This is a genomic window from Pseudomonas fjordensis (genome assembly GCF_976987115.1).
The window spans coordinates 1,661,126-1,674,151 of sequence record NZ_OZ336860.1; the positions used below are offsets into that span (position 1 = coordinate 1,661,126).

Here is a 13,026-nt window from a genome sequence, read left to right on the forward strand (position 1 = left end):
TGCTCGTTAGCGGTGGTGACAAAGGCACCACTTCAACAAAAGCTAAGGTCAGGAGGAGGAATCAACCGGCGACTGTGGACGAGATGAAGCGTCTAAAACAAGCCTAGTGCTACACAGTCCGACGGTTGTGCATCTCCACCCTACACGTATCCCTGATAATTCGGGTGCTGCCGCGCGCAGAATCCGCAGCGGGTTGGCATTTACCGTGTTCTCCAATGGGGAGTCCACGCTCATGGCTAAACAAGACTAGGTGTGGGCGGTTGCGCTCTCACTCAGCTCTTAACAGGCGTTGTTTCCGAAGCATTCGCCATGGTCTGGCTCAAAACTGACTGCACTTTGTGAACTGGCCGTAAATATCGGCGCAAAAGGCGAGTATTCACTCTGCTTTCTGCACTCGCTTCAGGCCTCATGTCACCTGCGCTTGTTACAGTCTTGAGCCTCCCAAGGTGGCAAAAGCCCCGTAGGACGGCCTCGCGTCCTGATGAATTGCGATGGTCAGGGCCGGCAGTTTGCCGCATGTCCTCTGTCCAGGCCGCTTTTGGCGGCGTTCGCGACTATAGCAGTAATGATTAAGTGCTTCAATTCCATAAAAAATTGTTATCATCGCCGCCATGACGACTACCGCCCCCCCGACCCCCAGCGTCCAGCTGCTTGAGGTCTCGCCGGAATATGCCGGCCAACGCATCGACAATTTTCTCCTGGCCAGGCTCAAAGGCGTGCCCAAGACCTTGATTTACCGCATCTTGCGCAAAGGCGAAGTGCGCGTGAACAAGGGGCGCATCAAGCCTGAGTACAAGCTGCAGGCGGGCGATATCGTCCGTGTGCCGCCGGTGCGCGTGCCTGAACGCGACGAGCCGGTGCCGCTGGCCCAGGGGCTGTTGCAGCGCCTGGAAGCGTCGATTGTGTTCGAAGACAACAAGCTGATCGTGATCAACAAGCCCTGTGGCATTGCGGTTCACGGCGGCAGTGGCTTGAACTTCGGCGTGATCGAAGCCTTTCGTCAGTTGCGCCCCGATTGCAAGGAGCTGGAGTTGGTCCATCGCCTGGACCGCGACACGTCTGGCCTGCTGATGATCGCCAAGAAGCGCAGCATGTTGCGCCACTTGCACACCGCCCTGCGTGGCGATGGCGTGGACAAACGCTACATGGCGCTGGTGCGCGGCAACTGGGCCAGTTCGATCAAGAGCGTGCGTGCGCCGTTGCAGAAGAGCAACCTGCGCTCCGGCGAGCGCATGGTCGAAGTGGACGAGGAGGGCAAAGAGGCCCTGACCCTGTTCAAGGTGCTGCGTCGCTTCGGGGACTTTGCCACCATGGTCGAGGCCAAGCCGGTGACCGGGCGCACCCACCAGATTCGGGTGCACACCCTGCATGCAGGTCACTGCATCGCCGGTGACACCAAGTACGGCGACGAGGATTTCTCCAAGGAAATTCGCGATCTGGGCGGTAAGCGGCTGTTCCTGCACGCCTACATGCTCACCGTGCCGCTGCCCGATGGCGGCGAGTTGAACCTGCAGGCGCCGGTCGATGAAGTGTGGGCCAAGACCGTGGAGCGTTTGAGTGTCGCACCTTGACTACAAGCTGCTGATCTTCGATTGGGACGGGACGCTGGCCAATTCCATTGGCCGCATCGTCGAGTCCATGCACATGGCCTCGACCCGCTCGGGCTTTGACTTGTGCACGGACCTGGCAGTCAAGGGCATTATCGGCCTGGGTTTGCCTGAAGCCATTCGCACCCTGTACCCCGACATCAGCGACGCCGAGCTGGTAGCGTTTCGCGAGCACTACGCCGACCACTACATTGCGCTGGAAGCTACGCCTTCGCCGCTGTTTGAAGGTGTGGTGCAATCGCTGGAAGCGTTTCGTGCCCAGGGTTATCACCTGGCGGTCGCCACCGGCAAGGCTCGTCGCGGCCTGGACCGTGTGCTCAAGGCTCACGGCTGGGAAGATTACTTTGATATCACCCGTGCTGCGGATGAAACCGCCAGCAAGCCCCATCCCTTGATGCTGGAACAGATCCTTGCGCACTGTGGTGTAACGCCACGCGAGGCATTGATGGTGGGCGATGCGTCTTTCGACCTGATGATGGCGCGCAATGCGGGCATGGACAGCGTCGCGGTCAGCTACGGCGCCCAGTCGGCCGAGACATTGCAGCAATACGAACCGAGACTGACGATTGATCATTTTTCCGAACTGCAGGCCTGGCTCAGCCGGGCCCGATAAGTCTTTGCTGGGGTTGATGGCATGAGTGACGAGTGGAAAGCGCCTGAAAAGGCCGAGAGCAGTGATGATAAAAGCTGGAAGCTGCTGGAGAAGACCCTCCTGGCCAGTGTCCAGGAGCAACGCCGTTCGCGGCGCTGGGGGATTTTCTTCAAGCTGCTGACCTTTGTGTACCTGCTTGGGATGCTGGCGCTGTTCAGTCCGTTGATGGACATGGAAAAGAGCGCCACCCGTGGCAGCCATTACACCGCCTTGATCGAGGTGCGCGGCGTGATTGCCGACAAGGAGCCTGCCAGTGCCGACAATATCGTCACCAGTCTGCGCGCGGCCTTTGAGGACCCCAAGGTCAAAGGCGTGGTCCTGCGCATCAACAGCCCAGGCGGCAGCCCGGTGCAGTCGGGCTATGTGTATGACGAGATTCGTCGTCTGCGCGCCTTGCATCCGGATACCAAGCTCTATGCCGTGATCTCCGATCTGGGTGCCTCGGGCGCCTATTACATTGCCAGCGCTGCGGACCAGATCTATGCCGACAAGGCCAGCCTGGTGGGTTCCATTGGTGTGACCGCGGCCGGTTACGGTTTTGTCGGTGCCATGGAAAAGCTGGGGATAGAGCGTCGCACCTACACCTCGGGTGAGCATAAGTCGTTCCTCGACCCATTCCAGCCGCAAAAAGCCGATGAAACCCAGTTCTGGCAGGGCGTCCTCGACACCACCCATCGTCAGTTCATTGCCAGCGTCAAGCAGGGGCGTGGTGACCGTCTGAAGGATAAGGATCATCCGGAGCTGTTCTCCGGCTTGGTCTGGTCGGGTGAGCAGGCATTGCCGCTGGGCCTGATCGATGGCCTGGGCAGTGCCAGTTCGGTGGCGCGGGATGTGATTGGCGAGAAGGAGTTGGTGGATTTTACGGTCGAGGAATCGCCGTTTGATCGCTTCTCCAAGAAGCTTGGTGCCAGTGTGGCGGAGAAGCTAGCTCTGTATATGGGCTTCCAGGGGCCGTCCCTGCGCTGAAATTCCAAGCTTGGTGTAGGTCAACTGTGGGAGCGGGCTTGCCCGCGATAGCGATGGATTAGTCGATATAAGTGTCGCCTGGTACACCGCTATCGCAGGCAAGCCAGCTCCCACATTGTTTTACGATGGTTTCAAGGGATCTGTACGCCTTCGGTCAGTAGCATGTCCACCAGCCGAATCAGTGGCAGCCCTATAAGGCTGGTCGCATCCGGCCCGTCCGTGCTCTGGAATAAGCTCACACCCAGTCCCTCTGCCTTGAAGCTGCCCGCACAGTCATAAGGCTGCTCGATCCGCAGGTAGCGCTCAATACGTTCTGCATCCAGTTCGCGCATGTGTACGGTAAACGGCACGCAGTCGACCTGGCAGTGCCCAGTCTCGCTGTTGAGCAGTGCCAGGCCCGTGAGGAAGCTCACACGCTTGCCGCTGGCAGCCAGCAGTTGCTCGCGGGCGTTTTCGAAGGTGTGGGGCTTGCCGATGATCCGGCCTTCCAGTGCAGCGACCTGATCCGAGCCAATGATTAAATGGCCAGGATGGCTGGCGGCGAGGGCGCGGGCCTTTTGCTCGGCCAGGCGCTTGACCAGTTCGATGGCGGACTCATCCGGGCGGTGGCTTTCGTCGATATCCGGCGAGCTGCAGGTGAACGGCAGGTGCAGGCGGCTCAGTAATTCCCGGCGATAAACCGAGCTGGACGCGAGTAATAAAGGCAGCATATACGTCTCCTCAAGGCAGTCGCCGATTCTAGCGACGTGACCGGCTGACGCACAGGGCTGAATTTCCTTTGACATGGCCGGGTGCATCCCTATAATGCTGCGCCTATGTTGAATGACCCGATTCCACCTCACGTTGACCCGCGCAAATTGGCTGATCGTGGCACCACCCTTCAAGGTGAAGTGCTGCTGGCCGATTTGGAGAGACTCTGCGACCCGCTTTCCGACACTGTCGGTACGGTGCAGGCACAATTCGTTTTTGAACGAGATGAACGTAAATCTGTGGTAATCCACAGCGTTATCGACACCGAAGTCAAAATGGTTTGCCAGCGTTGTCTTGAGCTGGTCACCCTGCCGATCCACAGCGAATGCAGTTATGCTGTGGTGAAAGAGGGTGCGAATACCCAGTCGTTGCCGAAAGGTTATGACGTGCTGGAACTGGGCGAAGATCCATTGGATCTGCATGCACTGATCGAGGAGGAGCTTTTGCTCGCCTTGCCCATTGTGCCTGCTCATCATCCGGAAGAATGCCAGCAGCCGGAGGGTCTCGATGACGAGGCCGAGCCGAGCGAGGACGAGGTAACGCGGTCCAACCCGTTCAGTGTATTGGCGCAGTTAAAGCGTGACCCAAACGTTTAGGAGTTAATCAATTATGGCTGTTCAGCAGAACAAAAAATCCCGCTCCGCCCGTGACATGCGCCGTTCGCACGACGCTCTCGAGGCTAGCACCCTGTCTGTGGAAAAGACCACTGGTGAAGTTCACCTGCGTCACCACGTATCGCCAGAAGGCGTATACCGTGGCCGTAAAGTGATTGACAAGGGCGCTGACGAGTAATCACTTGTCTGCTCAAGTCATCGCGATTGACGCAATGGGCGGGGACTTCGGTCCCCGCAGCATTGTTCAGGCCTGCATTGCCAGCCTGTCTGCCACGCCCTCGCTGCACCTGACCCTCGTCGGTCAACCCTCCCTACTTGAAGAACTGATTGCCAGCCATCCGGCGGTGGATCGCGCGCGCCTGACGATTACGCCAGCCAGCGAAACCATTGGCATGGATGAAAAGCCGGCGGTTGCCCTGCGGGGCAAACCTGATTCTTCAATGCGGGTGGCCCTTGAGCTGCTGCGTGATGGCAAGGTGCAAGCCTGTGTCAGTGCCGGTAATACAGGCGCGTTGATGGCGTTGTCGCGGCATGTGCTCAAGACCTTGCCGGGTATTGATCGGCCGGCCATGGTGGCGGCGATCCCGACGCAGAAGGGCTATTGCCAACTGCTGGACCTGGGCGCCAATGTCGATTGCAGCGCCGAGCACCTGTTGCAGTTCGCCGTAATGGGTTCGGTGGCCGCCGAGGCGCTCGGCGTAGCCCGACCCAGGGTGGCCCTGCTGAATATTGGCACCGAGGACATCAAGGGCAACCAGCAGGTCAAGCTTGCCGCCACCTTGTTGCAAGGCGCGCGGGGTTTGAACTACATCGGCTTTGTCGAGGGCGATGGTTTGTACCGTGGCGAAGCTGACGTGGTGGTGTGTGATGGCTTTGTCGGCAATATTCTGCTCAAGTCCAGCGAAGGCTTGGCGACCATGATCGCCACGCGTATCGAAGCGTTGTTCAAACGCAACCTGGCGTCACGCATGGTGGGTGCCTTGGCGCTGCCCTTGATGCGACGCTTGCAGGCCGACCTGGCGCCGGCACGGCACAACGGTGCAAGCTTTCTTGGCTTGCAGGGCATTGTGGTAAAAAGCCATGGCTCGGCCGGTGTGCTGGGCTTTCAAAGTGCAATTGCGCGGGCCCTGATCGAGATTCAAGAGAACCTGCCGCAACGCTTGCACGGACGTCTTGAGGATCTGTTGCCTTAGGCGAATTGGCCCGGGAGTGCTTAAATGTGACCGGCCAGTTCAATTGACCATCCAATCTGTCAGTTTCGTTCGCGCCCACCGTAGGCGCGAGCATTTTTGACGACCAGATCATTAGGGGCTTGTTACATGTCTACATCCCTCGCATTCGTCTTTCCAGGGCAGGGTTCGCAGTCCCTCGGCATGTTGGCCGAGCTGGGCGCGCAATACCCGCTGATCCTGGACACCTTCAAGGAAGCTTCCGACGCCCTGGGTTATGACCTGTGGGCACTGACCCAGCAAGGGCCGGAAGCGCTGCTCAACCAAACCGATAAAACCCAGCCGGCCATCCTGACCGCTTCGATCGCCCTGTGGCGCTTGTGGCTGGCAGAAGGCGGCGCACGCCCTGCCTTTGTCGCGGGTCACAGCCTGGGCGAGTACAGCGCCCTGGTGGCCGCGGGCAGCCTGACCTTGGCTGAAGCGGTCAAGCTGGTCGAGCGTCGTGGTCAACTGATGCAAGAAGCCGTTCCGGCCGGGCAGGGCGGCATGGCCGCTATCCTGGGCCTGGAAGATGCGGATGTGATTGCTGCTTGCGCCGAAGCGGCCCAGGGCGAAGTGGTCAGCGCGGTGAACTTCAACTCCCCAGGCCAGGTGGTGATCGCCGGCGCCAAGGCGGCTGTCGAGCGTGCCATCGAGGGTTGCAAGGCCCGTGGCGCCAAGCGTGCCCTGCCATTGCCGGTGAGCGTACCGTCCCACTGCGAATTGATGCGCCCGGCAGCCGAGCGTTTTGCCGAGTCCATCGCGGCCATCAACTGGCAGGCGCCGCAGATCCCGCTGGTGCAGAACGTCAGCGCGGCCGTGGCCGCCGACCTCGACACCCTCAAGCGCGACCTGCTGGAGCAACTGTACAAGCCAGTGCGCTGGGTTGAATCGGTCCAGACCCTGGCGGCCAACGGTGCCACTGAACTGGTCGAGTGCGGCCCGGGCAAAGTCCTGGCCGGCTTGAACAAGCGCTGCGCCGACGGTGTGTCGACCGCCAACCTCAATACCCCTGAAGCCTTCGCTGCCGCTCGCGCGGCACTGGCCTGAATCCCGTACTTAGGAGAAGCCTGCATGAGTCTGCAAGGTAAAGTTGCACTGGTTACCGGCGCAAGCCGTGGCATTGGCCAGGCCATCGCCCTGGAACTGGGCCGTCAGGGCGCCGTTGTGATCGGCACTGCCACCTCCGCCTCGGGCGCCGAGCGTATCGCCGCGACCCTGAAGGAAAACGGCGTGCAAGGCACCGGTCTTGAACTGAATGTGACCAGCGATGAGTCCGTGGCTGCCGTACTGGCCCAGATCACTGCTCAGTTCGGTGCGCCGGCTATTCTGGTGAATAATGCCGGGATCACCCGTGACAACCTGATGATGCGCATGAAAGACGACGAGTGGTACGACGTGGTCGATACCAACCTGAACAGTCTGTTTCGCCTGTCCAAGGGCGTTTTGCGCGGCATGACCAAGGCGCGTTGGGGTCGAATTATCAATATTGGCTCCGTAGTGGGTGCCATGGGCAACGCAGGCCAAGTAAACTATGCCTCTGCCAAGGCCGGCCTGGAAGGTTTCAGCCGCGCACTGGCGCGTGAAGTCGGCTCGCGGTCGATTACGGTCAACTCGGTGGCCCCTGGGTTCATCGACACCGATATGACCCGCGAACTGCCGGAAGCACAGCGCGAAGCCTTGCTGACGCAGATTCCGCTGGGCCGTCTGGGCCAGGCCCAAGAGATCGCGAATGTGGTCACTTTCCTGGCATCTGACGGTGCGGCATACGTGACTGGGGCTACAATCCCGGTTAACGGCGGGATGTACATGAGTTAAATTGTGACGGATCGCTTCAAAAAAATGTCATACGAGCTGTCTAAAATCCGTTATAAAGCTGCAACTTAATTTATAGGCAGGTGGTCGACCGGGTACAGGGTGAAGCTTTCAGTTGAAAAGCTGAAATGGCTTTCTATACACTTACCCACTGGCCAGCTGCCTGAATTTGTCCATTAGGAGTTAAACAAGGTATGAGCACCATCGAAGAGCGCGTCAAGAAAATCGTCGCCGAGCAACTGGGCGTTAAGGAAGAAGAAGTGGTCAACACTGCTTCCTTCGTAGAAGACCTGGGTGCCGATTCCCTTGACACCGTTGAGCTGGTGATGGCTCTGGAAGAGGAATTCGAGACCGAAATCCCGGACGAAGAAGCTGAAAAAATCACTACTGTTCAAGCTGCCATCGACTACGTTACTAGCCACCAGGCGTAATAGTTTGTAGTCGTCGCTTGCTATCAGGGAAAAACCGCACTGCTGTAACGGCGTGCGGTTTTTTCTTTAGCGGCGATGAAAAAGTGTCGTCATTAGAAAAAGGAGAGTGCTGTGTCGCGTAGACGCGTCGTAGTCACCGGTATGGGTATGTTGTCGCCACTGGGTACGGATGTGCCGAGCAGTTGGCAGGGCATTCTGGCTGGCCGCAGTGGTATTGGTCTGATCGAACATACGGACCTTTCTGCCTATTCCACCCGTTTTGGCGGCTCGGTAAAGGGCTTCAATGTCGAGGAATATCTCTCGATCAAAGAGTCCCGCAAGCTCGACCTGTTCATTCAGTACGGCCTGGCTGCCGGTTTTCAGGCAGTGCGTAACGCCGGCCTGGAAGTCACCGACGCCAACCGTGACCGCATCGGCGTGGCCATGGGTTCGGGTATTGGCGGTCTGACCAATATCGAAGAAACCAGCCGTACGCTGCATGAGACTGGCCCACGTCGAATTTCACCGTTCTTCGTACCGGGCTCGATCATCAATATGATTTCCGGCTTCCTGTCCATCCACCTGGGGGCACAGGGACCTAACTACGCAATCGCCACGGCGTGCACCACCGGCACCCACTGCATTGGCATGGCGGCACGCAACATCGCGTACGACGAAGCTGACGTGATGATCGCCGGCGGCGCCGAAATGGCCGCGTGCGGCCTGGGCATGGGCGGCTTCGGCGCGTCCCGTGCGCTGTCGACCCGCAATGACGAGCCGACCCGTGCCAGCCGTCCGTGGGACAAGGGCCGTGACGGCTTCGTGCTGTCCGACGGTGCCGGTGCGCTGGTGCTTGAAGAGTTGGAGCACGCCAAGGCGCGTGGCGCCACCATCTACGCCGAACTGATCGGTTTTGGCATGAGCGGTGACGCCTACCACATGACCTCACCGCCGTCCGACGGAGCGGGTGCTGCGCGTTGCATCACCAATGCCCTGCGCGATGCGAAGGTCAACCCCGACCAGGTGCAGTACATCAACGCCCATGGCACTTCGACCCCGACTGGCGACCTGGCGGAAGCCGAGGCCATCAAGTCGGTGTTCGGTGAGCATGCCTACAAGCTGGCAGTCAGCTCCACCAAGTCCATGACCGGCCACCTGTTGGGTGCGGCGGGCGCGGTCGAGGCGATCTTCAGTGTGATGGCAATCAGGGATCAGGTCGCTCCGCCGACCATCAACCTTGACGAGCCTGACGAAGGCTGCGACCTGAACTTCGTGCCCCACGAAGCGCAACCCATGCCGATCGACGTGGCGATTTCCAACTCGTTCGGTTTCGGTGGCACCAACGGTTCCCTGGTGTTTCGCCGGTTCGCCGAATGATGCACAGCTGGGTCGACGGTCAGCCAGCGGACAACGTGCCCCTGAAAGATCGCGGCCTGGCGTATGGCGATGGGGTATTCGAGACCATCGCCGTCAAGGCCGGGCAGCCGTTGCTGCTCGACCGTCACCTGCAACGCTTGGAAGAGGGTTGCAGGCGTTTGGCATTGGCGGTGGATCACGGGTTGATTCGCCACGAAGTGCTGACCTTCGCTGCCGGCCTTGGCGACGGTATTCTCAAATTGATCCTTACCCGTGGCGACAGCTTGCGCGGTTATGGCATCAACCCTGGCGCACCGGTGCGCCGCATCTTGCAGGGCAGTGCGCCCGCTGTTTACCCACCCACTCATGAAGTCGAAGGCGTGCGCCTGTTTGCGTGTGCCACGCGTTTGGCGCAGCAGCCGCTGCTGGCCGGTATCAAGCACCTCAATCGTTTGGAGCAGGTGATCGCGCGTGCCGAGTGGCAAGATACCGAACATGCCGAAGGCCTCATGCTGGACATGTCTGGTCGGGTGATCGAAGGGATATTCAGCAATCTTTTCCTGGTGCGCAATGGCTTGTTACTAACCGCTGATCTGAGCCGTTGTGGCGTTGCCGGCGTAATGCGCGCCGAAGTGCTGGCCCAGGCACAAGCGCTGGGCGTCCCGGTGGCCGTGGCCGACATCAGTGTGGAGCAGTTGCAACAGGCCGATGAAGTCTTCGTTTGCAACAGCGTATATGGCATTTGGCCGGTGCGTGGCTGCGCTGCGATGAGCTGGCCGGTTGGGCCACTCACCCGTAAACTGCAGGGCATTGTTCGCGCGCTATTGGATATTTGAGTTGATACGAAAACTGGTGTTACTGCTGCAGATCAGCCTGGTCTCGGCGGCGTTGCTCGTGGGCTTTTCGGCCTGGAAACTCGACTCTGCCCTCAAGCAGCCCCTGAAGCTGCCTCAGGAGCAGTTGCTCGACGTACCCGCTGGCGCGACGCCGACGGGCACCTTCAATCGTCTGGAAGCCGACGGCGTGCTCGACGATGCCTTTTGGCTGCGTCTGTACTGGCGCTTCAACCTCGAAGGCCAGCCGCTGCACAGCGGCGAGTACCGCATGAGCCCGGGCCTTACCGCCGAGGGTTTGATCGGCCTGTGGCAGCGCGGCGAAGTGGTGCAGTACAGCCTGACCTTGGTGGAGGGCTGGAGTTTCCGTCAGGTGCGCACCGCCCTGGCCAAGCATGAAAAGATCGTGCAGACCCTCGCGGGCCTGACGGACAGCGAAGTGATGGATAAGCTCGGCCACCCAGGTGTGTTTCCTGAAGGGCGGTTCTTCCCCGACACCTACCGTTTTGTCCGCGGCATGACCGATGTCGAATTCCTGAAAAAGGCCTACAACCGCCTGGACGATGTACTCGCCCAGGAGTGGAGCAAGCGTGCCGCCGACGCGCCCTACACCGACCCTTACCAGGCGTTGATCATGGCGTCCCTGGTGGAAAAGGAGACCGGTGTGCCCCAGGAGCGCGGGCAGATTGCCGGTGTGTTTGTGCGTCGCCTGAAGATCGGTATGCTGCTGCAGACCGACCCCACCGTGATCTACGGCCTGGGTGAGCGCTACAACGGTAAATTGACCCGTGCCCACCTCAAGGAAGCCAACCCCTACAACACCTACATGGTCGCCGGCCTGCCGCCTACGCCCATCGCGATTGTCGGCCGCGAGGCGATTCATGCCGCGCTGAACCCGGTGCCGGGCAGCAGCCTGTATTTCGTCGCCCGTGGCGATGGCAGCCATATATTCTCGGATAACCTGGATGCGCATAATGCTGCCGTGCGTGAGTTCCAGCTCAAGCGCCGTGCCGATTACCGTTCCAGCCCGGCGCCGGTGGTGAAACCGCTGGAAGATTCGGCACCTTCCAGCGATGCACCTGCCCCCGACGCACCGATCGAGCCCGCGCCGGACACTACCGCGCCGCAAAGCCCGCAATGACTCTGACTAAGGACTGCCTGTGACTGGCTTGTTTATTACCCTGGAAGGCCCGGAAGGCGCCGGCAAAAGCACTAACCGTGACTACCTGGCCGAGCGCCTGCGGGCGCAGGGAATCGAGGTGGTGCTGACCCGGGAGCCGGGCGGTACGCCGTTGGCCGAGCGCATTCGCGAAGTCCTGCTGGCTACGGGTGACGAGTCGATGAACCCGGACACCGAATTGCTCCTGGTATTTGCGGCCCGTGCCCAGCACCTGGCCGAAGTGATTCGCCCGGCCCTGGCGCGGGGTGCCGTGGTGATCTGCGACCGGTTTACCGATTCCACCTACGCCTATCAGGGCGGGGGCCGGGGTTTGTCCCTGGAGCGTATCGCCACCCTGGAAACTTTCGTGCAAGGCGATCTGCGCCCCGACCTGACCCTGTTGTTCGACCTGCCGGTGGAAGTGGGCATGGCCCGCGCCAGTGCGCGGGGCCGCCTGGACCGTTTCGAGCTGGAAGGCCAGGCCTTTTTTGATGCGGTGCGCAGTGCTTTCCTGCAGCGCGCCAAGGCTGAGCCCGCACGTTATTACCTGTTGGACGCCGCCCAGCCGCTGAACCAGGTGCAGCAGGCTATCGACGCGCTGTTGCCCGCCCTGTTGGAGCGTAGCCGTGGCTGAGTCCTACCCGTGGCAGGACGGCCTCTGGCAGCAACTGGCGGGGCGCGCACAGCACGCCCACGCCTATCTGCTGCATGGGCCGGTGGGCATCGGTAAACGCCACCTCGCCGAACGCCTGATGGGCAGCCTGTTGTGCCAACGCCCGGTCAATCTGGAGGCATGTGGCGAGTGCAAGTCCTGCCTGTTGCTCAAGGCTGGCAGTCACCCGGACAACTATGTGCTGGAACCCGAGGAAGCGGACAAGGCCATCAAGGTCGACCAGGTGCGCGACCTGGTCAGCTTCGTGGTGCAGACCGCGCAGATGGGCGGGCGCAAAGTGGTGCTGATCGAGCCGGTCGAGGCGATGAACATCAACGCGGCCAACGCCTTGCTCAAAAGCCTTGAAGAGCCGTCCGGCGATACCGTGCTGTTGCTGGTGAGCCACCAATCCAGCCGCTTGTTGCCGACCATTCGCAGCCGTTGCGTGCAGCAGGCTTGCCCGTTGCCCAGCGAGGCCATGAGCCTGCAATGGCTGGCGCAGGCCTTGCCCGAATGCAGCGCAGAAGAGCGTGGCGAGTTGCTGACCCTGGCGGCCGGTTCGCCCTTGGCGGCGGTGAAGCTGCAGGCCCAGGGCGTGCGCGAACAGCGTGCACTGGTCGTGGATGGCGTGAAGAAGCTGCTCAAGCAGGAACTGTCCGCCACGCAACTGGCCGAAAGCGCCTGGAAGGACATTCCGCTGTTGCTGCTGTTCGACTGGTTCTGCGACTGGTCCAGCCTGATCCTGCGCTATCAGCTTACCCAGGATGAGAGCGGCCTGGGCCTGGCGGATATGCGCAAGGTCGTGCAATACCTGGCGCAAAAAAGTGCCCAGGACAAAGTGCTGAACATCCAGGACTGGATCCTCGCCCAGCGCCAGAAAGTCCTCGGCAAGGCCAACCTCAACCGCGTGCTGTTGCTCGAGGCATTGCTGGTGCAATGGGTAGGCCTGCTCGGGCGCCGTTAAATTCCGTGGCCGACGGGTGTATCGTTGGCCCTACCTCTTT

Annotated in this window: 15 protein-coding genes; 14 read left to right on the forward strand and 1 reads right to left on the reverse strand. The window is 60.5% G+C overall.

The genetic code is table 11. The annotated features are described in order from the left end of the window. Positions 1 to 611 precede the first annotated feature (611 nt). The 3 genes from rluC to ACWHXD_RS07575 are packed head-to-tail and all read left to right on the forward strand — an operon-like array spanning position 612 to position 3,225. Positions 612 to 1,571, forward strand: a complete 960-nt coding sequence (rluC, locus tag ACWHXD_RS07565) for a 23S rRNA pseudouridine(955/2504/2580) synthase RluC (RefSeq protein WP_138763374.1) — start codon at positions 612 to 614, stop codon at positions 1,569 to 1,571. After that, complete coding sequence (locus tag ACWHXD_RS07570) at positions 1,558 to 2,220, forward strand: HAD-IA family hydrolase (protein WP_138763375.1); 663 nt, start codon at positions 1,558 to 1,560, stop codon at positions 2,218 to 2,220. The genes rluC and ACWHXD_RS07570 overlap by 14 nt, the downstream gene beginning before the upstream one ends. A 21-nt stretch (positions 2,221 to 2,241) precedes the next feature. Then, entirely contained in the window at positions 2,242 to 3,225 is a 984-nt protein-coding gene (locus ACWHXD_RS07575; protein ID WP_032893134.1) for a S49 family peptidase, read from the forward strand. Between the two features lie 131 nt (positions 3,226 to 3,356). Here the strand turns inward: ACWHXD_RS07575 and ACWHXD_RS07580 are convergent, their stop codons facing one another. Continuing rightward, positions 3,357 to 3,935 (reverse strand): Maf family protein, encoded by a 579-nt coding sequence (locus tag ACWHXD_RS07580; protein ID WP_138763376.1) that lies wholly within the window; start codon positions 3,933 to 3,935, stop codon positions 3,357 to 3,359. A gap of 105 nt (positions 3,936 to 4,040) precedes the next feature. Here ACWHXD_RS07580 and ACWHXD_RS07585 point away from each other — a divergent pair, with 105 nt between their 5' ends. The 11 genes from ACWHXD_RS07585 (at position 4,041) to ACWHXD_RS07635 (ending at position 12,986) form a co-directional block, all read left to right on the forward strand. After that, positions 4,041 to 4,571: a YceD family protein gene (locus ACWHXD_RS07585; protein ID WP_032893131.1), complete on the forward strand. Its 531-nt coding sequence runs from the start codon at positions 4,041 to 4,043 to the stop codon at positions 4,569 to 4,571. Between the two features lie 13 nt (positions 4,572 to 4,584). Next, positions 4,585 to 4,767, forward strand: coding sequence for a 50S ribosomal protein L32 (gene rpmF, locus ACWHXD_RS07590; RefSeq protein WP_003179396.1), 183 nt, complete (start codon positions 4,585 to 4,587; stop codon positions 4,765 to 4,767). 4 nt (positions 4,768 to 4,771) lie between these two features. Then, entirely contained in the window at positions 4,772 to 5,782 is a 1,011-nt protein-coding gene (gene plsX, locus ACWHXD_RS07595; RefSeq protein WP_082239708.1) for a phosphate acyltransferase PlsX, read from the forward strand. 126 nt (positions 5,783 to 5,908) lie between these two features. Next, positions 5,909 to 6,847 (forward strand): ACP S-malonyltransferase, encoded by a 939-nt coding sequence (fabD, locus tag ACWHXD_RS07600; protein ID WP_138763377.1) that lies wholly within the window; start codon positions 5,909 to 5,911, stop codon positions 6,845 to 6,847. Positions 6,848 to 6,871: 24 nt separating this feature from the next. Continuing rightward, positions 6,872 to 7,615, forward strand: a complete 744-nt coding sequence (gene fabG / locus ACWHXD_RS07605) for a 3-oxoacyl-ACP reductase FabG (RefSeq protein WP_003189275.1) — start codon at positions 6,872 to 6,874, stop codon at positions 7,613 to 7,615. A gap of 191 nt (positions 7,616 to 7,806) precedes the next feature. After that, positions 7,807 to 8,043 (forward strand): acyl carrier protein, encoded by a 237-nt coding sequence (gene acpP / locus ACWHXD_RS07610; protein WP_003175607.1) that lies wholly within the window; start codon positions 7,807 to 7,809, stop codon positions 8,041 to 8,043. Positions 8,044 to 8,154: 111 nt separating this feature from the next. Beyond that, the gene (gene fabF / locus ACWHXD_RS07615) at positions 8,155 to 9,399 is read left to right on the forward strand and encodes a beta-ketoacyl-ACP synthase II (protein ID WP_138763378.1); all 1,245 of its coding nucleotides are present in this window, start codon (positions 8,155 to 8,157) and stop codon (positions 9,397 to 9,399) included. After that, positions 9,399 to 10,214: an aminodeoxychorismate lyase gene (gene pabC / locus ACWHXD_RS07620; protein ID WP_098952524.1), complete on the forward strand. Its 816-nt coding sequence runs from the start codon at positions 9,399 to 9,401 to the stop codon at positions 10,212 to 10,214. The genes fabF and pabC overlap by 1 nt, the downstream gene beginning before the upstream one ends. A 1-nt stretch (position 10,215) precedes the next feature. Then, positions 10,216 to 11,352 carry an endolytic transglycosylase MltG gene (gene mltG, locus ACWHXD_RS07625; RefSeq protein WP_138763379.1) on the forward strand — a complete coding sequence of 379 codons (1,137 nt, stop codon included), beginning with the start codon at positions 10,216 to 10,218 and terminating at the stop codon, positions 11,350 to 11,352. Between the two features lie 19 nt (positions 11,353 to 11,371). Further along, on the forward strand, positions 11,372 to 12,004 hold the full coding sequence (tmk, locus tag ACWHXD_RS07630; protein ID WP_098952521.1) for a dTMP kinase: 633 nt from the start codon (positions 11,372 to 11,374) through the stop codon (positions 12,002 to 12,004). Continuing rightward, positions 11,997 to 12,986 carry a DNA polymerase III subunit delta' gene (locus ACWHXD_RS07635; protein WP_032893125.1) on the forward strand — a complete coding sequence of 330 codons (990 nt, stop codon included), beginning with the start codon at positions 11,997 to 11,999 and terminating at the stop codon, positions 12,984 to 12,986. Before tmk ends, ACWHXD_RS07635 begins: the two co-directional genes overlap by 8 nt. Positions 12,987 to 13,026: the final 40 nt, after the last annotated feature.